This is a genomic window from Acinetobacter sp. YH16053, from assembly GCF_013417035.1.
GTDB classification, from domain to species: Bacteria; Pseudomonadota; Gammaproteobacteria; order Pseudomonadales; family Moraxellaceae; genus Acinetobacter; species Acinetobacter towneri.
In genome coordinates, this window is the sequence record NZ_VPEP01000002.1 from 175,689 (window position 1) to 201,538 (window position 25,850).

A 25,850-nucleotide genomic window follows, 5' to 3' on the forward strand; every position below is an offset into this window, starting at 1 on the left:
TATCCTTTAGCGTGGCGTAATGCCGAATGTGCTGCGCATGGTTCCACCTGTAAGCGCGACAGATGCGATTTTCTGCATATTGCCATTGGTAGACATTGCAAAGTTTGTTTTAAAGGGTTGAGCAATATCATTTTTATAATTAAATTTAACTTGATTGTCTAAAGTGACCGTATCTGCACTGACGACTACTTTTCCTTTAACACCTATATGACCTTCCATTCGATTCAAGTTTATTGAAGAAGTTTGAACAGTTTCATTATTCACTTGATCTTCATTAATCAAACTAAAATAACTACCTAAATTCTTGGGATCTGCCTGTTCTGTGCTATCTAGACTTCTAAACTTAAAGTTCGCATCAAAAGACAAAAAGTTTGAGTTCGGATTAGTATCGGTTGGATCCATTCCAGGAATCACCAACAACTCACCATTTCCATCTAATTTAAAAGCGATTGTGGTCAACACATCATCTTTCTTAGAGAAATTATCATAAGGTATAAAGCCACCGCATTTAGTTGATCCTGTGACGCAGTTGTATTTTGAACCCGGTAGTTGTCCAATCGCTAACTCAGCTTTTGCTGCAACCAATAAATGATCTGCACGAATATAAATCCCTTCATCTTCATAACCAATCACACCATCGGACTGAATTAATGCATCAATATTTCTTAAACCAGCATAATAGTTGACAGCTTCACCAGCATGCAGGCTTTTTTGCCCATCAATTAAGATAATAGAAGTGGTACTTGGTAACCCAGTTTTTGAATCAATGCCATAACCTTCGGTAGAAACAATAGCGTTATAACCAATTCCGGTTTTGTTCGTTCCATCATAAGGTGACAGATATTGTTTACCCGACAAGGCCACATTGGCATTTAAATTATAAATTGGAATCCCAATACCCCAAGAACCACCATCTCCTGTCAATTCATTTAAAGAGTTGTCAGAAATAATTCTAGCTTTGGCTGCAATAGACTGAAAGTCCATGCCACGAACAGCGATCAGTGAAAACTGGTCACCTTCAAGCTTACTCGATAGCAACTGGTTTAAAATAGGACTGGTTGCACCAATAGTATTTTTAATATTTTCATTGACTAAAAAATTGAGGTTTTTCGCTTGAACGGTATTAATATAAATATCGCCAAAATCGATAGAGGCATTTTTATTGTGTAAATTACCTTGTGCATCACGTGTGGTTAGCAATCTTAAATTCGAAAACTCAACCGCATAACTGCCTTTTCCTGTGTGCCCAATTTCTAAGGTTGTTGGTAATTGCCCTGCAGCCAAGCCTGCCGTATTTTGATTGGTAAAATCAGCAGATAAGCCCAAATGCAAACCACCTTGCCCCACCACAGTATCGTAGCCTGTAACTGCGGTATTTTTTGTTTCAATTACACCATTGACCTTATTCGAAACGTCAAAATTGGCAACATTTTTTTGATGCCCATTAAAAAACAATTTCGCATTGCTTACCGCACCTGATGCACCAAAGCGAATTAAATTTTTATCATCATAACGCAAGTCAATATTGACCCCAGGATTGGTTGCATTTTGTCGGCTACTAGCAACATCACTTAAGTCTTTCACTCGTCCAAGATTCACAAAATGGTCGGTGGTGCCATTTTTAGTGGTAAAGACCAATCCCTCATCGGCATCAATGTACATATAGCCGTCAGTCGCAAAATTAAAGTTAAAATCATGCATAGATAATTGATGCTTACCTAAACCATGACTAATTATGGCATTCTGTAACTGGAAGTTTAAATGTGCCGTTTCATTTTGATTGAATAAACCTGCTTTGGTTTCTAATAAAACTTTTAAAGGTGATTTAGTTTCTAAGCCGAACTGACCCAAGCTTTGTGTTTCTTTAGTACAACTATTTCCGACACAGTTTTTTTTGACCAAGTTTAAATCTGCAGTCGATTGAAAAGCATCAATACTCGCATCGATACGCACACCTGCGCCAACATCAGTTTTCCCCACATCTAAAGCAAGCTTACTGATAATAGGCTGGTTATTCTGTCCTTTAATTTCTACATTATGTAAGCCTAAACCCTGTTGAGTTCCAGCCACTAAATCAGGATCATACCAATTGACTTGATTAATCGTGGCTTTAGACATTTCATGGGTGATTACAATACCATCTTGCCCACTTACATCAGACAAATGCTGGTCTGCAATCAGCTCTAAAGCATACACTTGTTGCGCACAAAGTACGCTCAATGTTAATAAATTCAACTGCATTATTTTTTTCATTGTTATTTCCCTATACTGTACTTAATCCTATATTCAACAACGACTTGCTGCCGAACCTGTACAGTTGTAGCTAAATATTTTCACATTGCCAGACATGTGCATATTGCCGTGAATATTTAAGCCCATAAATCCTTTTTCAGCGCCCTGATCAAACAAAGGTACATCTTGCTGAACTAAGTTATAACTACCATCTTGTTGATAATTTCTTCCTTGAAATTTGGTATATACCTCTGAATTTGCATAACCTTCATTTGCTCCCTGACCTGTACCTGTTTCGATCGCCATGGTTGCAAAACCCAAATTTCTTATTTTTAATGGCTTATCATCATAAAACTTAAGCTGCATTGCCGTTTGTGGGTCATTTTTATGATTAATAATAGTCGTGCCATCTAAAGAAAATTTATCTATTTGTATGGTGCCCTGAATTTGTTTAAATACCAGCCATTTTTTATTGCCGTTATTATCTTCATGGTTATTGGGTGCAATGGCTAAACGACAAAGCACATTATTGTCAGCACAATTTTTACTATAGCGATAATAAACTTCTGTAGGTTTAGTCCCACCATTAAATTTAGAAATATTGCTGAGTTCTAAATTTTCGGCATATTCATGGTTTAACGATAACGTCCAACTGAGGTCTGCTCCACCTTGACCAGTAGCCTGCGTTAATTCATGATTTTCCAGTGCAATTAAATTGGCATGGGTCAAAGGACTACACATCAATGCAATACAAGACAGTTTTTTCAACATGATGATTCTCCTTTTATAGACCTGTTGTTTTAAATTTAAGGTGCTGAATCAGCACACCATCTATTGCAACTGAACCTAGATTCTTAGCAGTACCATCCACACCTTTAAATACAACACCTGTGGCATTATCATGATCTTTGGCACGCAACATATTATTTGGCAAGCGTTCTACAGTACCAATTGCAATACTACTATGCGTCGCATTACGTCCTTGATACATCGCAGCACTGTCATTGGCATTGGCTTTTAGCGGTGTGCCACAGCTCACCACATTACAGGTAGAACCTGTAAATGCTGTAGAACCTAAATATCCACCCTTTCCATCTTCATAATTTTGATAAATTTTATTGTAAATTTCAGGAACATTCGGAATACGTGTTACTTCCAGCACAATATTATTGCCCTCAGAACCAACCACAAAAGGCTGATACATATTCCCTAAAACTAAATTGATATTTGGACTGTATAAATACAAACCTTCTATATCATGAAAAACTGGTGCTAATGAACCATCTATTGCTGGTGTGACTGCAGTTCCATCTAAAGTATCTGATTTTGCTGCTGTACTAATGCGAATTCCTTTACTATCTAAGTTTGAATCTGTGAAACCTAAATTCGCAGGATTATCATTGGTATTTAAACGCAATACACTTGCCATACCCAAGGTTTGATGATGATTTGGGTTATCCGAGTCTAAAGTCTGAAATACTCGGGTCTGTGAACCATTTAAACTTAAACCATTGGCAACAAACTGAGTACGTAAACGGTGCTCTTTATCTAAACCCGATTTTGGTGCTCCAGTGCTCGGATCAACCTCTGCGCTTGAATTCAACTGACGCGAAAAAATATCAGTCCAAAAGCCCAATTTAATATTATTATCACTTTCAGTTGGCGTTGTAGTTGCGAGCGGTGCCTCAAGTGCCAAATAACCGACATCTTTTTCTACATTTTTAAATTGTTTTACTTTTTCTGTACCAGCACGGAATAACCATGGATTGTCTGCAGAACCCCAGTTAAAACCCTGATTGCTATAACGACTGCTTAAAGAGTTATCACTTTTAGATAATGCCAGACCATAAATAAAGACATCTGCTTTGGTTCTGAGTGAACCCACTGAAGTTTGTGCTGCTGCTGTTTTTGCTGCTTGAGTTGCGTTATCTACTGCTAATAATTCTAATTCTTTGATTGCATTTGTAGCTGCTGCTTTTGCAACTTTATCACCCTCAAGGTTTAGTCGCTCCTGAGTTACTGTTTCTACAGTTTGAGCAACCTTAGGATCAATATGATTAAATCTTGTAACCCCTTGCGTCCACTGTGTTGAAGGTACGGTATCAATACTTCTATTGCCATATAAAATTTCAATCATTTCATATGTATTCTGTAATGCATATTTGGTAGATGCATCTTTATTCCACAAAGTTGGATTTGCAGCACTAGGAATAGTCGTTCCATCCTTCGTCGCATTAATCCTTCCTTCATTATAATATTCATTATAGCGCTGTTGATAATATTGTTTCATTCGGTCAGATTCAAAGTATTCTGCCACTAGACTTTGACGCACACCAACTGAGATTTCACTGCTCACTGCAGTTTTTGTAGAGCTATAATTTTGTGTTTTATAGTTATTGAAAGTCGTTGTATAGGTACTTTGGTATAATGTTGATGTAGTTGAAACACCTGCCAAATATTCAGCATCATAAACCTGATTATAAACTTTCTTATAGGTATGTTCTGAAATATTCTGATAATTCTCCCCCGTCGGGATAATACGAATAAAGCCCGTATCATATTGACTTGGGTTTTCTAGCCCACGTGTATAGCTCGACCCTGTTGATAGATCATTCGGTTGCTGAAACACCATTTTGAAATCATCAAGGACTAAAGCAACCCCTTCGCCTGTGGTATTTGACAAAGAGTCATCGGAGAGTGCTTGTAAAGCATAACTCGGGTTCGTCAAAAATAAGCCTATAGCAGTGGCTAAGCAACGCTTACGAAAAGGGAAAGTAATTGCGTGTTCAGTCATCTCGACCTTCCTTTTATCTGATGCTCCGCATCTTTCTTTTATTTATCTATAGCTTGGCTATTTATTTGAGTGTTTTTATCCTTAAAAACGTGATTATGCCAAACCATTCTCATATTTAATTATGCTGAATATTTATGCAAATGCAAAACAAACTGGCTAAACAGCACAGCTTTCCGATGAATGAAAAAAAGCGAGCACATTGGCTCGCTTGTTCAACAGAAAAATTGTGATGGGTTAATCACTTATGCTTTAGGCAAGGTCACGCCTGTCTGCCCTTGATATTTACCACCACGGTCTTTGTACGAGGTTTCACAAACTTCATCTGATTCAAAGAACAACATTTGTGCCACACCTTCGCCTGCATAAATACGTGCAGGTAAGTTCGTGGTATTGGAAAACTCTAAAGTTACATGACCTTCCCACTCTGGTTCAAGTGGCGTCACATTCACAATAATACCGCAACGTGCATAGGTCGATTTACCTAAACACACTGTCAATACATTGCGCGGAATACGGAAATATTCAACGGTACGCGCCAATGCAAACGAGTTTGGCGGAATGATGCACACATCTGATTCAATATCGATAAAACTTTTTTCATCAAAGTTTTTTGGATCGACAATTGCTGAGTGAACATTGGTAAAGACTTTAAATTCACGTGCACAACGTACGTCATAACCATAGCTAGAAACACCATAAGAAATGAGTTTTTCGCCATTTTCGTCAAAGCGAACTTGGTTTTCTGCATACGGTTCAATCATGCCGTGTTTTTCGCTCATTTCGCGAATCCAACGATCAGACTTAATTGCCATTTATTTTCTATCCAAAATATGAATGTTTAACTGTGCTGTACTTTAACTGAAATCTAAGTTAATGAAAACCAGCCGTTTCCCTCACATCGCTTTTTTAAGTGCAATGATTATTTGTGGTGGACACAACTTTGGCTTTATAGACTCAACAAAGCCGAATAACTTAAAGGAATTGAAAAGCTCAGCAACACAATAGAAGCTGTTTTTTGTAGATTGCACTGATTGAGCCAGCTAATTTTATTTTTAGCAAGCACGGAACCAATAAATGTCCAGAAAAAGGCAATCGGCACGATTAAACATAAAAATGCCAGCATGTATGCCACATAATAGTCTGCTTTTACCCATGCAATCGTTGGGAAAATTGCAGAGGCGAACAACAATGCTTTAGGATTCAGTAAAGTCGCTAAAAATAGCTCACTCGCACGGATCGTAGGTTGATTAAAGCTTTGCTCGACTTTAGCCGTGCGCCATAATTTAATCGCCAAGAAAATAATATAGCTTGCACTGAATAATTTTAGAATGGTGGGCAACAACGGGAGATGAGTAGACACCGTACCAATTAAGGCGCCCCAAAGTGTAATAGAAATCAAATAACCCAATGCTTCTGCTGGAATTAATCGGAAAGATTTGCGGATACCAACCTGAATACCTGATGATGCAAGCAAGGTATTGGTTGGCCCTGGTGTCAATAAAATTGTGATCACCAAACCGATAAAAAACCATGAAATCATGCATTGACCTCACTACTGAATGAGCGCAGATTAAAATAGTTCATTGCAATTGGCAAAAAGTATTTTGTAAGACAAATTCTTGATCAGTTTAACATTTTAAATTTATTATTTTATTCAATCACTTATATAAAAAATATTTTTTAATCGAATGGTAACTTATAAGTCATTTTTTCTTAACATTTTTAAGGTATTTGAAGATTAAACACCTTTAAATCATATACTTGTGTGTTTTTCAATCAAAAAAGATAGCCCACCGAAGTGAGCTAAATTTTCAAAATATTGTGACTTAGCTTTCAAAGATGGATCACTTAAAATTTGAAGGACGACAACTGAATGACGACAACCGCGATCATTCCAAGCTGAGGTCCCCGTTTAGAAAATACGATTCTGATCTTTTTCGGCTTTAGGCAGTTTTTTTGCAATTTGCTTGGCAATCGCAATGTAACTATCGGCAGCATCATCGCCTGCAATCACTGACGGCGTACCTGCATCCACATTTTCACGAATACTGACATTTAAGGGTAAACGCCCAAGCAACGGAATGTCGTATTGTTCTGCCAGTTTATCGCCACCGCCCTGACCAAAAATTTGTTCTTCGTAGCCGCAGTTTGAGCAGATATGCGTCGACATATTCTCAATTACGCCCATGACAGGAATTTGCACACGATTAAACAGTTCGATGCCTTTCACAGCATCCATTAAGGCAACATTTTGTGGTGTGGTTACAATTACCGCTCCCGTTACAGGAATACGCTGTGCAAGTGTTAGTTGAATATCCCCCGTTCCTGGTGGCATATCAATCATCAACACATCCAAATCTGGCCATAAGGTTTGATTAAAGAGCTGCATTAATGCACCTGTGGCTTTTGGCCCACGCCACGCAACAGGTGTATTGTGGTCACCTGTTAAATGCCCGATGGATAACACAGGCATTCCAAAAGCATCCAACGGTACAAACTGCTCAGCTTCAATCATAGGAGTTTTGCCTGCATTGCCAAGCATGGTCGGAATACTTGGACCATAAATATCGGCATCTAATACGCCAACTTTTAAGCCTAGCTTTTGCAATGCCAAAGCCAAATTTACTGTAGTGGTAGATTTTCCAACCCCACCTTTGCCCGAAGATACTAAAATCACGTTTTGAATACGTGGATGTTTCGGCACATCACGTTGTTGTGGCGCAGGTTTTTGAATCGGTGGATTATTCGGATCGGCTTCTTGCATAGAACTTTGACCTGCAGCATCCACCACTGGTGGTAAATGAGATGCTGTGGTCTGTGTGGTCGATGTAGCGCAGCTTTCACCTTCAGCATGCTGATGCCCACAACTTTCTTTTTTCTGTCCAGTTTTCTGCTGAATCACATGCATATTCAATTCTTTAATGCCGCATTTTTCTAAAGCATCTGCCAACTCATCATGAATTTGTTGTAAATGTTGTTTTTCTTCAGGATAAGTATTGATGGTGATTTGCAGAATGTCTCCTTGCACATTCACTTGAGAAATACGATCTTTTAAGGCATGTTCAGATTCAGGCAAGATATAACTTTGTAGCACGTGCTGAATAGCTTCCTCATTCACCGTATGCGAAGGTGAAAAAACTGATTTAAGTGAAGAAAGCCAAGACATAGATTTACTCCAAAGTTTGGAAATACCGCGATTTTGATAGTGTAACGATAATTCAGTATAAGGTTAAGTCGTGCTTTCACTGAAATACTTAATTCTGAGTATATCAGTTGGTTTTCAACATGGTTTATCTTCAAATGCAGACCAACTCCTTGTTTAGATATTGTATTTAGCCTTCTAGGCGGATTTGAAAAGAATTCATGGAATCCCTTGTGCATCTATGTGCTATCTAAGGTAAAATTGCCCGAATTGCATCGTCCCTATTTGAGAGAGTTATATCCGTGCGTCAAATTTTAGTCACTAACGCCCTACCATACGCCAATGGTCCGATCCATATGGGTCACTTACTCGGTTATATCCAGGCAGATATCTGGGTTCGCGCCATGCGTGCAATGGGACATGACGTGACTTATGTCTGTGCGGATGATGCGCATGGTACAGCAATCATGCTGCGTGCCGAAGCCAACGGGATTAGCCCTGAACAGCAAATTGCCAATGTGCAACAAGAACACATTCGTGATTTTGACGGTTTTGGCGTGCATTTTGATCATTATGATTCAACGCATAGCGACACCAACCGCGCACGTGCCAGCGAAATTTATGTCAAAAATCGAGATGCAGGCAATATTGCCGTGCGTCCTGTTACGCAATTATTTGACCCTGAAAAAGGCATGTTCTTATCGGATCGTTTTATCAAAGGCACCTGCCCAAAATGTAAAGCAGAAGATCAATACGGCGACTCTTGCGAAGTTTGCGGCACAACCTATAACGCGACTGAGCTGATTAATCCAAAATCGACTTTGAGCGGCGCAACACCTGTAGAAAAATCATCAGATCATTACTTCTTTAAATTGCCTAATTTTGGTGAATATTTACAAAAATGGACGCGCGATGAAGGTCGTTTGCCAGTTTCAATTGCCAACAAATTGGATGAATGGTTTGAAAACGGTTTAAATGACTGGGATATTTCACGTGATGCACCATATTTTGGTTTTGAAATTCCAGATGCACCAAATAAATATTTTTATGTCTGGGTTGATGCGCCAATTGGTTATATGTCGAGTTTTGAAAACTACGTAAAAAACAAACGCCCCGACCTGAATTTTGACGATTATTGGAAAAAAGATTCAGACAAAGAAGTCTATCACTTCATTGGTAAAGACATCGTCTATTTCCACGCTTTATTCTGGCCTGCGATGTTAGATGGTGCGGGTTATCGCACGCCTACAGGTTTATTTGTAAATGGTTTCTTGACTGTAAATGGTCAAAAAATGTCGAAATCTCGCGGCACATTTATTAAAGCAGAAACGTATTTACAGCATTTAAATCCTGAATATTTACGCTATTACTTTGCATCAAAACTGTCTGATAAAGTTGAAGACTCTGACTTAAATCTGGATGATTTTGTGCAGAAAGTAAACTCTGATCTTGTAGGTAAAGTGGTGAATATTGCCAGTCGTTGTGCCAAATTCATCAACACTAAATTTGATAACAAATTAAGTGCAAACTGCGCTGAACCTGAGTTAGTACAAAGCTTTATTGCTGCAGGTGACTCGATTGCCAAAGCATACGAAGAGCGTGAATTCTCTGCGGCAATTCGTGAAATTATGGCGCTTGCTGACCGCGCCAACCAATATATTGATGAGAAAAAGCCTTGGGCTTTAGCCAAAATTGAAGGCGAAGAACAGCAAGTTCATGACGTATGTTCTGTAGGGATTAACCTATTCCGTCAATTGGCGATTTATCTTGCGCCTGTACTGCCAACCTTGGCTGAACAAGTTCAAGCCTTCTTACAGTTAGATAGCTTTAACTTTGAATCACGTAAAACTGTTTTAGTCGGTCATGAAATTGCGTTGTTCCAACCACTCATGCAACGTGTTGATCCGAAAGCGGTAGCTGCAATGGTAGATGCATCTAAAGATTCTTTAGCCGCACCTGCTGAAGCACCAAAAACGGAAAAGAAAAAAGAAAAAGCCAAAGAGAAAAAAGCAGAACCTAAAGTCGGTGAAGCGGAAATTATCACCATTGATGACTTTGTCAAAATTGATTTACGTGTAGCAGAAGTTTTAGAGGCTGCAACCGTTGAGGGTTCTGACAAGCTGCTTCAATTGACCTTAAATGTAGGTGAAGCCGAGCCACGTAAAGTGTTTAGCGGTATCCGCGAGTTTTACGCACCTGAAGATTTAAAAGGCAAATTGGTGGTGATGGTTGCAAACCTTGCACCACGTAAGATGCGTTTTGGTATTTCTAACGGGATGGTACTCGCTGCGGGTAATGGCGAAGGTGTTTGGGTGATTTCACCTGAATCTGGTGCTAAACCGGGGGATAAAGTGTCTTAATTTTTAGACACTGATAAAAAGCCCTGCTATATTTTAGTGGGGTTTTTTTATAGCTATAAATAATGAATAGATGGATAAAGTTTTTTTGCTTAGTTCTACCAATAGTCTTGATAATTATTAGTTTGCTAGCTACCTATTTTATTTTTACCAACAAAGCTTTTCAAATTGGAGCAACCTCCTTGATTGATCCAAATTTAGGAGCTTCTTTAGGTAATTTGTATGGAGGACTTATAGGTACTCTCTTAAGTGCATCAAGCATATTCCTCTTGATTTATACAATTATTAATCAAAAAGATGAAGCGCAGAAAAATAATTTAAAGTCTAATTTTTTTAAAATGATTGATTATCACAACCAACATTTGATAAATATTTCTTTACCCAATACCGATCCGCAACACCCACCAAAAGAAGGAAAAAAGGCTTTTGTAACCTTCAAAATTCAGTTCAAAGGAATTTTAGAAACGATTCAAGAAATTTCTGCACAAGAAAATCTCCAACTCAATAAATCACAAATATTAGATATCTCATACGTTATTTTTTACTTTGGTATAGAGGGAAGTGATCCTAGACAAAATAATGGACAGCACGTCCCTCTAAAGATAACGTAACTTTAATCTTTGGAGATTCAAGAAATGGCTAAACGTTTTAGTCCCGAATTTAAACAGCAAGCGATTGATTATGCACTTTCAAACTCACACGAGTCTGTAGCTGCAATCGCCCAGAAATTAGGTGTGGGTTATTCAACATTAGATAAATGGATTCGTGAAACCAATCCGGCAGGTTCAAGCAAACGTCAACTTTCACCAGAACAACAGCGGATCGTGGAATTAGAGAAAGAAGTCAAACAGCTCAAGGAAGCCAATGACATCTTAAAAAAAGCGCATGTGTACTTTCTAACAGATCATGCCAAGAAAAGTACACGGTAATTCAAGATCTAGATATGAATGAAGTCACCGTATCTTCTGCCTGTCAATGCCTAGGTGTCAGCACTTCAGGCTATTATGCCTGGCGAAAACGTCAAGCCAATACGGCACAGAAATATAATGACTTAAAAGCCGTATATTGGCAGCATCATGCACGATTGGGTGCACCTTCATTAGTACATGACATGCATGATTTAGGTTACAACATGAGCGAACGTACTATTGGAAGGATGCTAAAAAAGCTTGGTTTACGTAGCAGGATTGCACGTAAATACAAGCATACGACTGATTCAACCCATCGTTTGCCTACAGCACCCAACTTGTTGGATCGCCAATTTACAGTTACTCAGCCTAATAAAGTCTGGACAACAGACATTACCTATATCCGCACTAAAGAAGGTTGGTTGTATTTATGTGTGATGCTAGATTTATTTAGCCGTCGTATCGTGGGGTGGCAAACCAGCCATCGAATAGACCGCCAGTTGGTGTGTGATACGTTTAACTATGCAATGGCTCGTCAGGGTTATCCAACTGGTGTTATGGTTCATTCGGACCAAGGCTCACAGTACTGTAGTCGTGATTTTAGAGCGCTGTTACTGAAAAATGATTGTACTCAGAGTATGTCTAGACGTGGAAACTGTTGGGATAATGCAGTGACTGAAAGCTTCTTTCATACATTAAAAGGTCATGTGGTACATGGCAGTGTGTTTTCGACTCGAAAAGAAGCGAATGCTGTCTTGTTTGACTATATTGAAATTTATTACAATCGAGTCAGAAGACATTCTGCAAACGGCTGGTTAAGTCCAGAAGCCTTTGAACAGAAATATATTAAAAGTTTAGAGGGGCTGGTTGTCCACGATACTGTCTAGGATCAGTCTAGGATCATCTCCCAAAAGGCATAGGTATCTACACAAATAAATCACTTCATCCCAAAAATTAATTTTAAGCCCAATACTGTCATTACCGCCCCTGCTGCACGGTCAAAAATAGCCTTAAACTTAATATAAGCCTGACGCGGTTTTTCTGCAGACAAAGCCACTGCAACTAATGAGCACCAACCTGCATCAATAAAAAAACACAGAATTGGCAGCACCACATAAAAATAGTTCGGAATTTCTTTAGGCAACAAAGCCGTAAAAATACTCGCCAAGACAATTGCAATTTTAGGGTTAGATAACTGCGTAATTAAACCTGTGGTAAACGCACGGCGAAGGGACATTTGCTGTCCATGTGCAAGATTGGTTTGAATAGGCTCTTTGGCATGCTTCACAATTTTATAAGCCAAAAATAACAGATATAAACCACCACAAATTTTAAGCAGAAAATATGCAGAAGGCACAGCCAATAAAATAGCCTGCAACCCCATCACCGCCAATAAACCAAAAATTGCGGCACCTGTGCCTGTACCCAAAGCAGTGAACAAGCCATGTCTACGTGAAATAGCAATTGAGTTTTTTGCCACATAAATAAAGGTTGGCCCCGGACTCATTGCACCAAGCATTAATGCCAAAGCAATAGAGCCTAAAATCAATAATGATTCCAAGATAGACCTCAAGATTAGAATAATTTTCAACTATTTATTTTACTTAAAAAACCATAATAGAAGATATAATTTTTTGATTTATGTTTATAAATTTAAGGATTTTTCAAGCAATTTGATATTTAGTAAAAAACCAAAAATAGAGTAAAAACTCAATTTAATTTTAATATCAAACAGTTAAAACATAGCATATGAACAGTAAAATTTTATTGTGCATCCATTTTTTCTATTAAAGTTTTTTTCTGATAATAATTTATCATCGATTTTTAGCAGAACTTTCATATATTTTAAAAACACATAATCCCATAATAAAATTACGACTTTAATTTTCTTTAGAACTACAAACGAGGCACATCAGATGCAAAATAAAAGACTGAAAACATTAGACCGCTCTAAATCACATCTTTGGATTGTAGGTGGAGGCATAGCTGGTATGGCTGCTGCTGCTTTTGCGATTCGTGATGCTAAAGTGCCAGCTGAACATATCCATATTTTAGAAGAATTGAATGTTTCTGGTGGTTCGATGGATGGTGGACATAATCCGCTTAATCCGAACCAAGCATGGGTCACACGTGGTGGACGTATGCTAACTGATGAAACTTATTTGTGTACTTGGGATTTATTTTCAAGCATCCCATCTTTAGAAAATCCAGACATTTCTGTTCGCGAAGAATGTCGTGAATTTAACGAACAAGTTAAAACCAATGCTCAAGCACGTTTGATCGACTCAAATCATATTATTGCAGAAGCTCAAAAATTGGGATTATCAACGCTCAACCGTGCTCAAATGTTACGTCTACTGGCATTAAAAGAAGATCGTATCGGTAGTCGCCGTATTGATGAATTTTTTGATGATGCATTTTTCCAAAGTAATTTTTGGCGGATGTGGCGAACCACGTTTGCCTTTCAAAAATGGCATAGCGCAGCGGAATTACGCCGTTATTTTCTACGTTTCATTCAAGAATTACCACGCATCCATACCTTAGCAGGTGTGAAACGAACTAAATACAATCAATATGATTCAATGATTCATCCTCTACAACGCTGGTTGGTGGAACAAGGCGTTGATGTTCGTTTCGGTAGTTATGTCACAGATGCAGACTTTGTCGAAGATGCCCAAACGAAGGAACGTAAGGCAACCCAACTTTATGTCAACATTCCAGAAGGCACTGAACAAATTCAACTGGGTGAGCATGATCTTGCGCTCTTTACTTTAGGTTCGATTACGGCTGATTCACGTTATGGCGATAAATTCGATGTTCCTGAGCTGATTCGTGATCGACAAGATCATGGCTGGCGTTTGTGGGAAACATTGGCTCAAAAAGCTCCTGATTTTGGTCGTCCAATGACCTTCTATGGCAACATTGATGAGCATAAATGGAAATCCTTTACGCTCACCATGCATGATGATGTGCTGCTAAAACGGATTATTGATTACACAGGAAATGAACCGGGTACTGGTGCACTCATGACTTGGTTTGAATCTGGTTGGCATCTATCTGTGGTCGTTCCAGCTCAACCGCATTTTGCTGACTTACCAGAAGGTAAATTCACCTTATGGGGTTATGGTTTTGAAATTGCCCATATCGGCGATTACATTAAAAAACCGATGAGTGAAGCGACGGGTCAAGAGATTTTAATTGAGTTGATTCATCAACTTGGTTTCGATGACATCTTGGATCATGTGTTGGCACATACCGACATTACCACAGTAATGATGCCTTATGCTTCTGCCCTATTTGCATGTCGTAAAGCAGGTGATCGTCCATTGGTCATTCCAGAAAATGCGGTCAACTTTGCTTTCTTAGGTCAATTCGTAGAGCTTGAAGATGATGTGGTTTTCACTGTGGAATATTCCGTACGTTGTGCCATGATTGCCATTTATCAGCTCTTAGGTGTCGAACGTGAAATTCCAGAGATTTACAATGGTTTACTCGATCCTAAAGTTGGCTTAAATGCTTTGGAAGCAGTTTTTCATTAAATTTTAAAAAGCCATAGGGTAAATTGCTGCCCTATGGTTATTCAACTTATTTTGATAAAACGATCTTTGTACACGACAAAAAAAGATAACTCATTTAAATAATGGCATAATACTTGTTTTCTAACGACGAATATGATGACACATTTCAATGAGTTACATCTCATCTTAAACAAATATCTAAAGTGAAACAAGTCACATGTAAAATGTTTTACACTGATTATGCTTGCATTAATTGTAAAACAGAAATGTAATCTTTCTTCTGCATCTAAAGCCTTACCCATCAAGTGCTTACCACAATCATTTTATCGACGTATACAACGCTTCTTTGCAGATCAGTATTTCGATTATCGTCAAATTTCTCAATTAATTTTCAATATATTTTTATTCGATAAAGTCCAATTAACTTTGGATAGAACCAACTGGAAATGGAGAAAACGAGATATCAATATCTTGATGTTAGCCATCGTCTATCGTGCAATAGCGATACCTATTGTTTGGACATTGCTCAATGAACCAGGCCATGTGGAACAGATTTCCCCCGCTGCGGGTTCAGAGTTCAGTGTACTTAAACCTGACAATCCCACAGGAAATTTTACCAAAGTCGTTCAACGTATAGCGGTACGTATCACCATTGATCCGAATCAAAAAGGGATCGAAAATCTACGCCCTGGTATGTCGGTGATCACGTCGGTGGATACCGACTCATAAACCAACACTGACATTCTCAATCAAATACATTTACAATGTGGTCAAATTCATTTCTCGTTCGCAAAAAATGTTTGATCACATTGCTTTTCCTACCCCTTATCAAACATTAGAACTTCCCCAGCCTGTTCAACTGACCATCAAACGCCTTGATCAGATTCATCCCCAGATTTCGGGCAACAAGTTTTTTAAACTCAAATACAACCTCTTGGCAGCACAACAGCAAGGTTTTTCTCAAGTCCTCACTTTTGGCGGTGCATTTTCCAATCATATTGCAGCAACGGCTTATGCAGCTCAACGCTTTGGCTTTCAAAGTATTGGCATCATTCGTGGTCAAGAACTTGCGACCCAAGACTTAAATCCTACCCTACAAACAGCGCAAGATTTTGGCATGCAACTGCATTTTGTCAGCCGAGCCGAATATCGTCTGCGCCATGAAGTGGAATATTTACAACAACTTCAACAGCAATATCCTCAAGCCTTTATTATTCCAGAGGGTGGAAGCAATTCCCTTGCCATTCAAGGGACACAGGAAATCCTCTCCCCTGATGATTTAGAAAATTATGACGTAATTTGTTGTGCTGTGGGTACTGGTGGAACAATTGTGGGCATCATTGAAAGTAGCTCGGAACAACAGCAAGTTTTAGGGTTTTCAGCCTTGAAAGGTGATTTTCTCAAACAGGACATTCAACAATGGACCGATAAAAGCAATTGGTCTTTAACCGATGCCTATTGTGGTGGCGGCTATGCCAAAACTACACCTGAATTATTGAAATTTATTCAAAATTTTGAGCAAAAATATCAAATTCCACTCGAACACATTTATACAGGTAAAATGATGATGGGACTTCTTGATTTAATCCAGCACAATCATTTCCCTGCCCACACTCGAATCCTGGCCATTCATACAGGTGGGTTGCAAGGAAAGCTTAAAGCATATTAAAACCCCCACAAATCTTTTATAATTGCTCGCTTTTCGTCTACCGAGTAATACTCATGGTTCATCAGGTTGATGTTGTTGTTTTAGGTGCAGGTGCATCAGGCTTGATGTTGGCTGCAGAGGCTGGTAAACGTGGGCGTTCGGTTGTGGTACTGGAAAAAGCCAATAAAGTGGGCAAAAAAATTCTGATGTCGGGTGGTGGTAAATGTAACTTTACCAACTTAGAAGTCGAGCCAAACCATTATATTTCACATAATCCACACTTTGTCATTTCTGCACTCACCCGTTATACCAATTGGGATTTTATTGGTTTAGTCTGCGAATACGGCATTGAATATGAAGAACGCAAACACGGACAATTATTCACTTTAAACGGCGCTAAAGAAATTTTAGCCATGCTCTTAGCCGAATGTGAAAAAACCAAATTGGTCGATATTCAAACCAATTGTGAAGTCAAAGCCGTGAATGCGGTAGATGATCAAGGTTTTCAAATTGCAACGACTTTGGGTTATTTCCAAGCAAGCGCTGTCGTCGTAGCAACTGGCGGTTTATCTATTCCAACTTTAGGTGGCTCTGGAATTGGCTATGAAATTGCCAAACAATTTGGTCATCGTGTTTACCCGACCCGTGCAGGTTTAGTGCCTTTTACCTTCTCAGACAGCTTTAAAGAAGTCACTACACGTTTAAGCGGTAATGCGGTGGATGCGACTTTATCAAATTCATTGACTAGTTTTACCGAAGCATTGCTATTCACCCATCGCGGTTTGAGTGGGCCGAGTGCCTTACAGCTTTCTAATTATTGGGATGTCGGACAAAGTTTTAAAATTAATTTTTTGCCTTACTTAGAACTCTATGACTTTTTTAAAAATAAAAAGCAAAACAGTCCTAAAGTTTTACTGCGCACCTTGCTCAGCGAACATTTGCCAAAAAGTGTAGTGGCTGAATTACAGCAACTGATTTGGCCTGCACTCTCTGAAACGGCAATTGGCAATATCAGTGATGAAAAGCTAGAACAGATTGCAGCACGTTTAAATGCCTTTGAAGTCAAACCATCAGGCACAGAAGGTTATCGTACTGCCGAAGTCACTTTAGGCGGAGTCGATACCCAAGAAGTTTCCTCTAAAACTATGGAAAGTAAAAAACAAAAAGGCTTGTATTTTGTTGGGGAAGTTTTAGATGTAACGGGACATTTGGGCGGCTATAATTTCCAATGGGCGTGGTCATCTGCACATGCAGCATCGGAGTATGTTTAAGTTTGCTTTTAGATGAAACATGCAAACAAATGAATGTGATAAAAATGATTCTAGTCTAAACAGAATAATATTGATCTTGCCGATCAAATTGCAAAATGACAAAAGCCAGTTTTTTCTAAACTGGCTTTTTCTTTAACACCGTCACGTACTATAAAGACTTAGCAATACGTGAATCCTGTTATTTTATTCTAAATAATCGGTACGAAATAATACCAATTTTGGCGTATTTGCCAAACGTGACTCAGTTTGCTGCATTTTAAGCACAGCATTTTGTTGATGCATAGGTAACGAATTTGCCACTTGAACTTTTAAACTGATACGTAATTTGTTTAGCATATTGATTTCTCTCATTATTGTCATCCTTGCGCGAATTTTAAGACTCAAATATTTCAGCTTGGTTAAAACCCAAGTTTTTTATTTTTCCCTTAAACCCTCATCAAGCTTTCCAAGCTATTGATCTGATTTATCCAAATCAGTCTTTGGCTCATTCCTGCCAAAGTTGATTAATTTTTAACATAATTTAAGAGCTTGGTCTATCCTCTTTTGGATGATTTTTCTCAACATTTTCAGTTGATTTTGCGGTGGCTTCTGGCTTGGCAAAAACAAATTTATAGGCTGCAACAAAAAAGCCGATGGTGATGCCAGCAATCACGATTGGGGCAAAAAACTTATCGGGTGCTGATTTGGACATTATCGTTTCCTCTTTTTTAATGAATACCGAAAAGAAATCGACCAATACGGTGATTGGTCGATCATCTTAGCGATTCAAATCAAAATTTGAACAGGTTATTTCGGGTCATTTTTTGGATGTTCATCGACATCTGGTTCAGCCTCACCTGTCGAACCAAATGGGTTGTTGACTGGTGGATGTTCAGGATCAACCTTTAAGGTATCTGGCACTGCATGATCAGTTGCCGCTTCAGGTGTTGTAGTCACATCACTTACAGACGCTTGCGGCTGCTCAGATACAATAGGTGTCATCACACTTGATGCTGACGTTGCCGTTTCTGTCTTGTGCAAAGGATTCGGTTGATTTGCCTCACGTTTAGCTTTATCAATCAAATCAGTTAACACACGCTCTGCAGGTTGACGACCACCTAAACCAAAGGCAAGTGCGAAAGCCACTGCAACAGAACCGAGAGTTAAACCAAAGGCCAAGTTCACAATCGAGTCGGCAATACCCATCGCGCGTAAGCCCATGGCTACCACCAAACCCATAATTAAAATACGGACTAAGTTTGCCAACCAACGTGAGCTGTTATATTCACCGCGCTGTACCACTTTGGCGACCAAATTCGCGAGCCAGAAACCCACCACCAAAATGACAGCACCCAACAGGATATCTGCACCAAACTGGATAAACATGGCAATCAAGCCGCTGACTTGATCAAAGCCCAAACGGTTCGCCGCTTCAGATACCGCAAATAGCATGGTAAAGAATACAATCAGATAACCGACTACACATGAAATTTTAGTCGTACCTAAAAAGCGCTGTAAGTCGAGTTTGGCAGGAATATCATCGACTCCTGTACCTGCAACCACTTCCATCACAATATTGGCTACAAAACGCGACACCACATAAGCCAAAATAAGAATCAGACCTGCCGCAATAATATGCGGGATCGCATTCATAATTTCATACAGCATGGCTGTCGCAGGCTGCGAAATGGCTTCAATTCCAAGTGCCTCAAAACCAATAATCAAGGCGGTGATGATCACCAAGGCGAAAACAAACGAACCGAGTAATTTAGGTAAATTTGAATTTTTAAAAATGCCAACTTTTTCAGCATGCTGTTGAATATTCAGGCTGCCTAATAAACCTTCGACAATGCCACGAACAATTTTTGCCAGAATGTATCCGACAAAAACAATCACGCCTGCAATGAAAATATTCGGTAAATAAAGCACAACTTCATTCACCATATTTTGCACAGGGAAAAGTAAACCGTTTAAACCTAAAATTGACAGCACAATTGGCAAGAACAGCAATAAAATCAGCCAATAAACAATTTCACTGATATTTTGACTTAAACCACTCACACCGATATCGGCACTGAGTTTTTCATCCAACTGAGTACGTGCCAACAGTTTTTGCATCCCCACTTTGACCAGATTTGCCAAAATCCACCCAATAAAAGCAACGGCTACAGCAGCCAGTAAAGAAGGAATAAACAGTAAGAACTGCTGAATCATATTACTGAATGGCCCACTGACACTGGTCAGATTCAACACATTCAGCGCACCAATGACCGCAATAATTAAAATCACCCAAAACACGACCCGCGACACAATCACTTCAATATTTGAACGATGCCCCGTTGCATTTGATAATTTTTGATCGGTGCCTAATTTTTGTAGAACCTTTTTAATTCCACCCGCGACCAATAATGCAATCACCCACCCGACAAGTAAAATTGCGACTGCAGCTAAAATGGGTTGAAATTGCTCCCAATAATACATGGCATCAAAAGCTCTGCCATGCAGGTTCCCATTAAAATAATCATTCATCTTGTTTAATCCTCATGGTGATTAGATTCATTTTTAGGTTTGCACCACGGCGCAAAACTGCTTTTTATCGATTCAAATTATTGAGTAAAGCTCTACCCACCATAGAATTTGCATATTTTTTATTCAACCTTGGGATGCAGAATCGCAACAATTCTACAAAGGAGGGATAATAAACCTTGCGAAAATCCACAAAAAAGCCCTGCATCTAGGCAAGGCTGAATTTGTAAATACGATTTTTTGACGCTTAGGCTAAACTACCGATCTGTTGCTGTTGCAGTATTGCTGTCCTCTGCACGTGCTTCATCTCCAGCTGTGCCCGTTGTCGTGCTATTTGGCGTTGCTTGTTGTACGGTTGGATTAGGATGTCCAGGAGGTGCTTCGCTCGGACTCGGATTGCGATCCGCCATCATGTAAATCAGCAATGCCAATAAAAAGATTCCCACCAGTAGAAGCATATAGACTGGAATACGTTTTTTTCGCTTAATGTCTTCAGCTGAGTTTACATGAGGTGGTTTATTGAAATCATGCGGCATGTTCCCCTCACTTATGTATTTATCTGATGAATTTTCATACTAACAAGCTCCTCACGCTTATTGTGTGACAATACATAGCAAGATGGTGAAAAGATGTAATATACCTCAAGTACCACCTATGTTGCCCAATATCGACAAAGCTGCCTCTCACGGGGAAATGCGCTATAATCACGTACCGTTTTTTGTGTACTTTGAACTTTATGGCGTATCGTCAACAAAGTGTATCGCTTGATCTTGACACTGACGTCACTCATCAATGTGCCTTGCACTATACCCGTGATGGGCATCTCATTGGTATTATTGAATTTAGCAAGCCCAGCTATCTGCTCAAATGGGGCGATTTGGAATATTTCCGTCGTCGTACCGAAGAATTTTCGGTCATGCCATTTCCAGATTGTGTGAATGCCATGATCATTGATATTCGCAACATTGCTGCATTTCTGGATAATGAAGTGCCAATTTTACCGTGGCGCTTACTTGAAGAAGAATGTCCTGTGCGTTTGGTGGTTCCTCAAGAGCGCTTAGAGCATTATGCAGGTTTTTTTGAACCGACTTGGCTAAGTAGCGATGTCGATAGCGCGATTCAGGAAATCCGCGAATATATGGATATGTTTGTGCACTAATTTCTTTGAAGAGTCACTTTCAAGCATTGCGTTCAAAAGTTGCTTTCAAAATTGAATCGCACCAAGCAAAAACCTCATCTGCAGCGTTGTAGATGAGGTTTTTATATGAATGGTGAAGATCACCTCAACAACCAATTTTTAGCGAATTGTGAAAATACATTTATTTTCAAAACTCGATTTAGGCAGCCACAAAACCTGCTTAAAACGCACCTGATCTATGCCAAAACTTCGCATTTTCTTAGATGTATAGCGCTTGATATTTTTCATATTCAGGTGCCTGCCCTGCAATGGTTGAGCTTTGCTGAACTTTAATTTTCTGAAAAAAAGCGGTTTCTTTCGCACGGATTGGGCCAATGTAATCGTTATACATTTGCTCCATTTCAGCACTTTCAAATTGCATTTTTTGCAAACTGCCGCCATGCCAACCGAGCTGGCTACGCAAGTTTAAATATTTTACTTTGCCCGCAGGAAATACATAATTGGCACAAGAAGAAAAACAATATTGTCCAACTTCTACATTCAGTTGATGGTCAAAGACCAAATTGCCCAAATCAATACCTAAGCCGATCTCGCCACCCCGACTGTTGATTTTTAAGGTATCAATTTTATCTGACTGTTTAAGTAATTCCGCTGCACGTGCGTTGGCTTCAGGGCTAAGTGGCCCATCATAAATGAGTACGTGATCTTGCACAGCAACCTGAGTTTCCACCGTTTCAGCCTGTACGGTTTGTGCGACTATAAACATCAGCCCTGCGCTGGCTATATATTTGAACAGTTGATATTTGAATAGTTGTATCACATCCTCACCAATAATTTTCAACTGCAATATTACCTTCCCCGCGGCGGTTCATGCTTAAACCACGCGCTTTTAAGGCTTCTTTGGTGTCATCCACCATGGCAGGGTTACCGCATAACATCACATGGCTGGTTTCAGGGTTGAGTACACTGCCTGCAGCCTGTTCCAATTCGCCATTAGCAATTAATACAGGTAAACGATCATGCAAAGCAGCTTGAGGGTCGCGGGTGACAATTGGGATAAATTTAAAGCCCGAATGCCCTTCGCCAAAAGTTTCGGCAATTTCTTGAATTTTATCGACATAAGCCAATTCGGCTGCGCTACGCACGCTATAAATCAAATAAATATATTGATATTTTGTCCACGTTTCAAAATCTTGCAGCATGGATAAAAACGGTGCAAGACCTGTACCTGTGGCCAACAACCATAAATCGTGTGGCGCAGGCAACTGATAACGCGCCAAGGTCAAAAAACCATAAGGGATTTTTTCCAAGTACAGCCCATCGCCCACTTGAAGGTGCTGCAAGTTAGAAGTAAACGCACCATCTGGCACGACAATTGAGAAAAACTCTAAAGTTTCATCAAAGGGTGATGACACCACCGAATAAGCACGTACCACCAATTCATCGCCCACTTTTAACCCGATACGTGCAAACTGTCCTGCGGTAAATTTAAAATGCGCAGGTCGGGTCATGGTGAAGCTAAACAAGGTGTTGGTCCAACGATGAACCGAAAGCACTTTTTCTAAAGTAAATTTTTCAATTGACATGATTTGAGCGTGGCATGAAAGACTGTGCTCATGTTAGCATGTTGGGGTAATTTATGAATATTTTTAAATGTTAAGGCTTGATTCATGCGCATGACTTTACGCCAGTTGGCGGTTTTTGTAGCAGTTGCCCAAGAAGGGACAGTAACCAAAGCCAGTGATGCCGTTAAGCTCACCCAAAGTGCTGCAAGTATGGCCTTAGCAGATTTGGAGGATGGCTTAGGCGCTCCACTGTTTGACCGTTTGGGTAAGCGCCTACAGCTGAACGATTTAGGTCGTTTTTTATTGCCACAAGCCTTAGAAATTTTGGGTCGTTGTGAAGCTTTTGAGCAAGCTGCTAAAGGCGAACTACAAAGCATCGATTTGCGTTTAGGTGCAACTCTCACCATTAGTGACTATTTGATGCCTGATTTAATGGCAGACTTTTTGCAAATTCAACCACAGGCGCATTTACAATTACAAGTGGGCAATACCCGCCAAATGATTGAAGCTGTGAATCAGTTTCAGCTAGATTTAGCCTTGATAGAAGGCTCTTGTCACTTACCACAACTCCAATGTATTCATTGGCGTGATGATGAGCTCGCAGTGTGCTGTGCGCCAAGTCATCCTCTAGCGCAGTTAAACCGTGCTTTAAGCATTGCAGATTTTGAAGATGCCGAGTGGATTTTACGTGAAGAAGGTTCAGGTACCCGTGAAGTGTTTGACAATGCAATTTTAAAAGACCTGCCTGATGCCAATATTCGTTTAACTTTGGGTCATAACGAAGCGATTTTAAAAATTGTCGCAGGTGGGATTGGTATGTCGTGTATTTCACGATTGGCGATTGAACCTTTACTAGAAAAAGGTCAATTGGTGATTTTAGATACACCTTTCTGGCAACTGACGCGCCCGTTATTCATGTTGGTGCATCGTCAGAAATACCAAGGGCCTGGCTTAAAGGCATTTATGAAGTTTTGCGACGCGAAATAGTTTATAAAAGAGTACCGATGATGGTACTCTTTTTTTAGCGATTAAACTGACTCTCACACGGTATGCCGTCACCATCACCGTCCATTTTAGTATTTGGACAATTTCGTATAAAGAATAACGCTTCTTCGTAAGACGTCATTTGACTACAGTGCTCACGCCCATCACAAGTAAAGTTCTGTTCAACAACAGGAACTTCTACTACTTTTTGTACTGATAAAGCTTCAGGCTGGCTATTTTGCCAAGCTTGGTACTTATTAAATACTGCATAAGCCAAGCCGAATATAATCAATATACCCATATAAGTCACAAAATTGGATGAGTTATTTTCAGACTTCTGCTGTCTTTTTTGAATCTGCTTTGTCGTATGAATTGCCCTTGATTGAGGCGTATGCCTTTCGACTGCAACCTTAATATCTAGACGGACGATATTATCTGCTTTGAACTTGCCATTTTCTTCTACTTTACGAAATTTTAGATTTTCTCCCACTTTTGGTGGCAGATTTTTATTGGGAAAATCTTTAATATGAAAAAACAAATCTTTTGGTTCTCCTTCTATTTGAATAAAACCAAAGCCTCGTTCTTCGTTATAAGTTTTTATTTTCCCTTCTAAAAACATAAATTACTCTTTACACGTTAGTTTTTGATTATTGTATAAAAAAAGAGACTGAAATGCCCCTTTCTATTCATGAAAATATTTAAAATTAACCCTTTAAGTTCGATAACAATGCAGACGTAATCGAGGTATTTGCAGCAACCGCTTTGGCCTTTTTCGCTTTTTTGGATTTATCTTCTACAGGTTCAATATTAATGGCTTTATAACGATCACCATTTTGAACCACATTAAATTTAACCCGATCATTGCGCTTTGGATCGCCTTCAGCCGCAGAAAAATCCGAGATATGGAAAAACACTTCACCTTCAGGTGCGGCAATAAATCCATAGCCTTTTTCGGCATTGTATTGTTTGATTTTCCCTTGATATTGTTCAGATTTCATGGCTTAACCTTTTACGAGCTGCACTATATGTGAGTATATAAAAAAGAGACAGTTAATGCCTCTTTTTTACCAACATTCAGCTTAATCTTTTTGGACTGAACCAAAAATTTTATCGCCTGCATCACCCAGGCCAGGCACAATATAACCATCTTGGTTTAAACCTTCATCAACCGATGCAGTAAAGATCACCACATCTGGGTGCGCGGCTTCTACACGTTGAATGCCTTCTGGCGCTGCAACCAAAACCATCACACGGATGTCTTTACAACCACTGGCTTTGAGCAAATCAATTGCTGCCACTAAAGATGAACCTGTGGCAAGCATAGGGTCAATAATCATCGCGATACGATTTTGTACATCTGGTACTAATTTTTTGTAGTAAGTACGCGCTTCTAAAGTTTCTTCATCGCGTTCCAAGCCAAGTACAGACACTTTAGCACTTGGAATCAGGTTCAAGAAACCATCTAACATGCCAATACCTGCACGTAAAATTGGCACAACCGTAATTTTTTTACCCGCAATACGGTCTACAGTGACTGCACCATTCCAACCCGCAATTTCGTGCTCGACCACTGGCAAATCTTTAGTCGCCTCATAAGTCAGCAACATGGTTACTTCTTGTGCTAATTCACGGAAGTTTTTGGTGCTGATGTCTGCACGACGTAATAGCCCTAATTTATGACGAATAAGTGGATGACGGATTTCATGAATAGCCACGGGAGAACACCTAAAAGGAAAGAAAAGCAAATATCGTTTTATTATATGCTGTTTTTATTGTGTATATAAACCA

24 protein-coding genes and 2 pseudogenes are annotated in these 25,850 nt (G+C 39.4%); 10 read left to right on the forward strand and 16 right to left on the reverse strand.

What is annotated here, in order from left to right; genetic code table 11:
• Window positions 1–6: 6 nt before the first annotated feature.
• From FTV43_RS02590 to apbC, 6 genes are all read right to left on the reverse strand, one after another.
• Window positions 7–2,253, reverse strand: a complete 2,247-nt coding sequence (locus FTV43_RS02590) for a DUF6160 family protein (RefSeq protein WP_179994798.1) — start codon at window positions 2,251–2,253, stop codon at window positions 7–9.
• 33 nt (window positions 2,254–2,286) lie between these two features.
• Window positions 2,287–3,003: a hypothetical protein gene (locus tag FTV43_RS02595; RefSeq protein WP_004975509.1), complete on the reverse strand. Its 717-nt coding sequence runs from the start codon at window positions 3,001–3,003 to the stop codon at window positions 2,287–2,289.
• 13 nt (window positions 3,004–3,016) lie between these two features.
• Complete coding sequence (locus tag FTV43_RS02600; protein ID WP_179994799.1) at window positions 3,017–5,026, reverse strand: hypothetical protein; 2,010 nt, start codon at window positions 5,024–5,026, stop codon at window positions 3,017–3,019.
• A 242-nt stretch (window positions 5,027–5,268) separates the two neighbouring features.
• Window positions 5,269–5,838 (reverse strand): dCTP deaminase, encoded by a 570-nt coding sequence (gene dcd / locus FTV43_RS02605; RefSeq protein ID WP_004975507.1) that lies wholly within the window; start codon window positions 5,836–5,838, stop codon window positions 5,269–5,271.
• 134 nt (window positions 5,839–5,972) lie between these two features.
• Window positions 5,973–6,566, reverse strand: coding sequence for a LysE family translocator (locus FTV43_RS02610; protein ID WP_179994800.1), 594 nt, complete (start codon window positions 6,564–6,566; stop codon window positions 5,973–5,975).
• 372 nt (window positions 6,567–6,938) lie between these two features.
• Entirely contained in the window at window positions 6,939–8,192 is a 1,254-nt protein-coding gene (gene apbC, locus FTV43_RS02615) for an iron-sulfur cluster carrier protein ApbC (RefSeq protein ID WP_179994801.1), read from the reverse strand.
• 278 nt (window positions 8,193–8,470) lie between these two features.
• Between apbC and metG the strand changes: the two genes are divergently transcribed.
• From metG to FTV43_RS02630, 3 genes are all read left to right on the forward strand, one after another.
• The gene (gene metG / locus FTV43_RS02620; RefSeq protein WP_179994802.1) at window positions 8,471–10,528 is read left to right on the forward strand and encodes a methionine--tRNA ligase; all 2,058 of its coding nucleotides are present in this window, start codon (window positions 8,471–8,473) and stop codon (window positions 10,526–10,528) included.
• Window positions 10,529–10,707: 179 nt separating this feature from the next.
• On the forward strand, window positions 10,708–11,136 hold the full coding sequence (locus tag FTV43_RS02625) for a hypothetical protein (protein ID WP_179994803.1): 429 nt from the start codon (window positions 10,708–10,710) through the stop codon (window positions 11,134–11,136).
• A 24-nt stretch (window positions 11,137–11,160) separates the two neighbouring features.
• A protein-coding gene (locus FTV43_RS02630; protein ID WP_179994804.1) for an IS3 family transposase occupies window positions 11,161–12,320 on the forward strand; the annotation gives its coding sequence in 2 pieces (ribosomal slippage) (window positions 11,161–11,395 and window positions 11,395–12,320; 1,161 coding nt in all).
• Window positions 12,321–12,370: 50 nt separating this feature from the next.
• Here the strand turns inward: FTV43_RS02630 and FTV43_RS02635 are convergent.
• Complete coding sequence (locus FTV43_RS02635) at window positions 12,371–12,994, reverse strand: LysE family translocator (protein ID WP_179994805.1); 624 nt, start codon at window positions 12,992–12,994, stop codon at window positions 12,371–12,373.
• Between the two features lie 355 nt (window positions 12,995–13,349).
• On the opposite strand from FTV43_RS02635, the gene FTV43_RS02640 reads away from it, so the two are divergent.
• The 5 genes and pseudogenes from FTV43_RS02640 (at window position 13,350) to FTV43_RS02660 (ending at window position 17,870) form a co-directional block, all read left to right on the forward strand.
• Window positions 13,350–14,972, forward strand: a complete 1,623-nt coding sequence (locus tag FTV43_RS02640) for an oleate hydratase (RefSeq protein WP_179994806.1) — start codon at window positions 13,350–13,352, stop codon at window positions 14,970–14,972.
• A 135-nt stretch (window positions 14,973–15,107) separates the two neighbouring features.
• Window positions 15,108–15,494, forward strand: a pseudogene (locus FTV43_RS02645) (IS4 family transposase); the annotation flags it as partial.
• Window positions 15,489–15,680, forward strand: a pseudogene (locus tag FTV43_RS02650) (HlyD family secretion protein); the annotation flags it as partial. The pseudogenes FTV43_RS02645 and FTV43_RS02650, both read left to right, overlap by 6 nt.
• A 67-nt stretch (window positions 15,681–15,747) precedes the next feature.
• On the forward strand, window positions 15,748–16,620 hold the full coding sequence (locus FTV43_RS02655) for a 1-aminocyclopropane-1-carboxylate deaminase/D-cysteine desulfhydrase (RefSeq protein ID WP_131261522.1): 873 nt from the start codon (window positions 15,748–15,750) through the stop codon (window positions 16,618–16,620).
• Window positions 16,621–16,673: 53 nt separating this feature from the next.
• Entirely contained in the window at window positions 16,674–17,870 is a 1,197-nt protein-coding gene (locus tag FTV43_RS02660) for an NAD(P)/FAD-dependent oxidoreductase (RefSeq protein WP_179994807.1), read from the forward strand.
• 183 nt (window positions 17,871–18,053) lie between these two features.
• On the opposite strand, the gene FTV43_RS02665 is transcribed toward FTV43_RS02660, so the two are convergent.
• From FTV43_RS02665 to FTV43_RS02680, 4 genes are all read right to left on the reverse strand, one after another.
• Window positions 18,054–18,221, reverse strand: coding sequence for a hypothetical protein (locus tag FTV43_RS02665; protein ID WP_004975492.1), 168 nt, complete (start codon window positions 18,219–18,221; stop codon window positions 18,054–18,056).
• Window positions 18,222–18,390: 169 nt separating this feature from the next.
• The gene (locus tag FTV43_RS02670) at window positions 18,391–18,561 is read right to left on the reverse strand and encodes a hypothetical protein (protein WP_179994808.1); all 171 of its coding nucleotides are present in this window, start codon (window positions 18,559–18,561) and stop codon (window positions 18,391–18,393) included.
• A 95-nt stretch (window positions 18,562–18,656) separates the two neighbouring features.
• Window positions 18,657–20,378 (reverse strand): mechanosensitive ion channel, encoded by a 1,722-nt coding sequence (locus FTV43_RS02675; RefSeq protein WP_179994809.1) that lies wholly within the window; start codon window positions 20,376–20,378, stop codon window positions 18,657–18,659.
• 254 nt (window positions 20,379–20,632) lie between these two features.
• Window positions 20,633–20,911 (reverse strand): hypothetical protein, encoded by a 279-nt coding sequence (locus FTV43_RS02680; RefSeq protein WP_004975487.1) that lies wholly within the window; start codon window positions 20,909–20,911, stop codon window positions 20,633–20,635.
• 200 nt (window positions 20,912–21,111) lie between these two features.
• On the opposite strand from FTV43_RS02680, the gene FTV43_RS02685 reads away from it, so the two are divergent.
• Complete coding sequence (locus FTV43_RS02685) at window positions 21,112–21,534, forward strand: hypothetical protein (RefSeq protein ID WP_004975486.1); 423 nt, start codon at window positions 21,112–21,114, stop codon at window positions 21,532–21,534.
• A 238-nt stretch (window positions 21,535–21,772) separates the two neighbouring features.
• Here FTV43_RS02685 and FTV43_RS02690 read toward each other — a convergent pair whose 3' ends face one another.
• Complete coding sequence (locus FTV43_RS02690) at window positions 21,773–22,360, reverse strand: hypothetical protein (RefSeq protein ID WP_179994739.1); 588 nt, start codon at window positions 22,358–22,360, stop codon at window positions 21,773–21,775.
• Window positions 22,338–23,099 (reverse strand): ferredoxin--NADP reductase, encoded by a 762-nt coding sequence (locus tag FTV43_RS02695; protein WP_179994810.1) that lies wholly within the window; start codon window positions 23,097–23,099, stop codon window positions 22,338–22,340. Before FTV43_RS02695 ends, FTV43_RS02690 begins: the two co-directional genes overlap by 23 nt.
• Before the next feature lie 84 nt (window positions 23,100–23,183).
• Between FTV43_RS02695 and gigC the strand changes: the two genes are divergently transcribed.
• On the forward strand, window positions 23,184–24,065 hold the full coding sequence (gigC, locus tag FTV43_RS02700) for a LysR family transcriptional regulator GigC (RefSeq protein WP_004975482.1): 882 nt from the start codon (window positions 23,184–23,186) through the stop codon (window positions 24,063–24,065).
• Window positions 24,066–24,099: 34 nt separating this feature from the next.
• Here the strand turns inward: gigC and FTV43_RS02705 are convergent, their stop codons facing one another.
• The 3 genes from FTV43_RS02705 to upp all read right to left on the reverse strand — a co-directional run bounded on the left by FTV43_RS02705 (window position 24,100) and on the right by upp (window position 25,777).
• Window positions 24,100–24,681, reverse strand: a complete 582-nt coding sequence (locus FTV43_RS02705; RefSeq protein ID WP_179994811.1) for a cold shock domain-containing protein — start codon at window positions 24,679–24,681, stop codon at window positions 24,100–24,102.
• An 85-nt stretch (window positions 24,682–24,766) separates the two neighbouring features.
• A complete protein-coding gene (locus tag FTV43_RS02710) occupies window positions 24,767–25,060 on the reverse strand; it encodes a cold-shock protein (protein ID WP_178318208.1) in 294 nt (97 codons plus the stop codon).
• Between the two features lie 81 nt (window positions 25,061–25,141).
• Window positions 25,142–25,777 carry a uracil phosphoribosyltransferase gene (gene upp / locus FTV43_RS02715; RefSeq protein ID WP_019836328.1) on the reverse strand — a complete coding sequence of 212 codons (636 nt, stop codon included), beginning with the start codon at window positions 25,775–25,777 and terminating at the stop codon, window positions 25,142–25,144.
• Window positions 25,778–25,850: the final 73 nt, after the last annotated feature.

What these genes read in the sequence shown, in the direction of transcription:
- FTV43_RS02705 (WP_179994811.1), bottom strand. Translation starts at nt 24,681, where the DNA reads ATGTTTTTAGAAGGGAAAATAAAAACTTATAACGAAGAACGAGGCTTT.
- FTV43_RS02655 (WP_131261522.1), top strand. Translation starts at nt 15,748, where the DNA reads ATGTTTGATCACATTGCTTTTCCTACCCCTTATCAAACATTAGAACTT.
- FTV43_RS02695 (WP_179994810.1), bottom strand. Translation starts at nt 23,099, where the DNA reads ATGTCAATTGAAAAATTTACTTTAGAAAAAGTGCTTTCGGTTCATCGT.
- FTV43_RS02590 (WP_179994798.1), bottom strand. Translation starts at nt 2,253, where the DNA reads ATGAAAAAAATAATGCAGTTGAATTTATTAACATTGAGCGTACTTTGT.
- FTV43_RS02680 (WP_004975487.1), bottom strand. Translation starts at nt 20,911, where the DNA reads ATGCCGCATGATTTCAATAAACCACCTCATGTAAACTCAGCTGAAGAC.
- dcd (WP_004975507.1), bottom strand. Translation starts at nt 5,838, where the DNA reads ATGGCAATTAAGTCTGATCGTTGGATTCGCGAAATGAGCGAAAAACAC.
- FTV43_RS02600 (WP_179994799.1), bottom strand. Translation starts at nt 5,026, where the DNA reads ATGACTGAACACGCAATTACTTTCCCTTTTCGTAAGCGTTGCTTAGCC.
- FTV43_RS02660 (WP_179994807.1), top strand. Translation starts at nt 16,674, where the DNA reads ATGGTTCATCAGGTTGATGTTGTTGTTTTAGGTGCAGGTGCATCAGGC.
- FTV43_RS02710 (WP_178318208.1), bottom strand. Translation starts at nt 25,060, where the DNA reads ATGAAATCTGAACAATATCAAGGGAAAATCAAACAATACAATGCCGAA.
- FTV43_RS02640 (WP_179994806.1), top strand. Translation starts at nt 13,350, where the DNA reads ATGCAAAATAAAAGACTGAAAACATTAGACCGCTCTAAATCACATCTT.
- FTV43_RS02665 (WP_004975492.1), bottom strand. Translation starts at nt 18,221, where the DNA reads ATGAGAGAAATCAATATGCTAAACAAATTACGTATCAGTTTAAAAGTT.
- FTV43_RS02670 (WP_179994808.1), bottom strand. Translation starts at nt 18,561, where the DNA reads ATGTCCAAATCAGCACCCGATAAGTTTTTTGCCCCAATCGTGATTGCT.
- FTV43_RS02595 (WP_004975509.1), bottom strand. Translation starts at nt 3,003, where the DNA reads ATGTTGAAAAAACTGTCTTGTATTGCATTGATGTGTAGTCCTTTGACC.
- gigC (WP_004975482.1), top strand. Translation starts at nt 23,184, where the DNA reads ATGCGCATGACTTTACGCCAGTTGGCGGTTTTTGTAGCAGTTGCCCAA.
- FTV43_RS02675 (WP_179994809.1), bottom strand. Translation starts at nt 20,378, where the DNA reads ATGAATGATTATTTTAATGGGAACCTGCATGGCAGAGCTTTTGATGCC.
- apbC (WP_179994801.1), bottom strand. Translation starts at nt 8,192, where the DNA reads ATGTCTTGGCTTTCTTCACTTAAATCAGTTTTTTCACCTTCGCATACG.
- FTV43_RS02685 (WP_004975486.1), top strand. Translation starts at nt 21,112, where the DNA reads ATGGCGTATCGTCAACAAAGTGTATCGCTTGATCTTGACACTGACGTC.
- FTV43_RS02610 (WP_179994800.1), bottom strand. Translation starts at nt 6,566, where the DNA reads ATGATTTCATGGTTTTTTATCGGTTTGGTGATCACAATTTTATTGACA.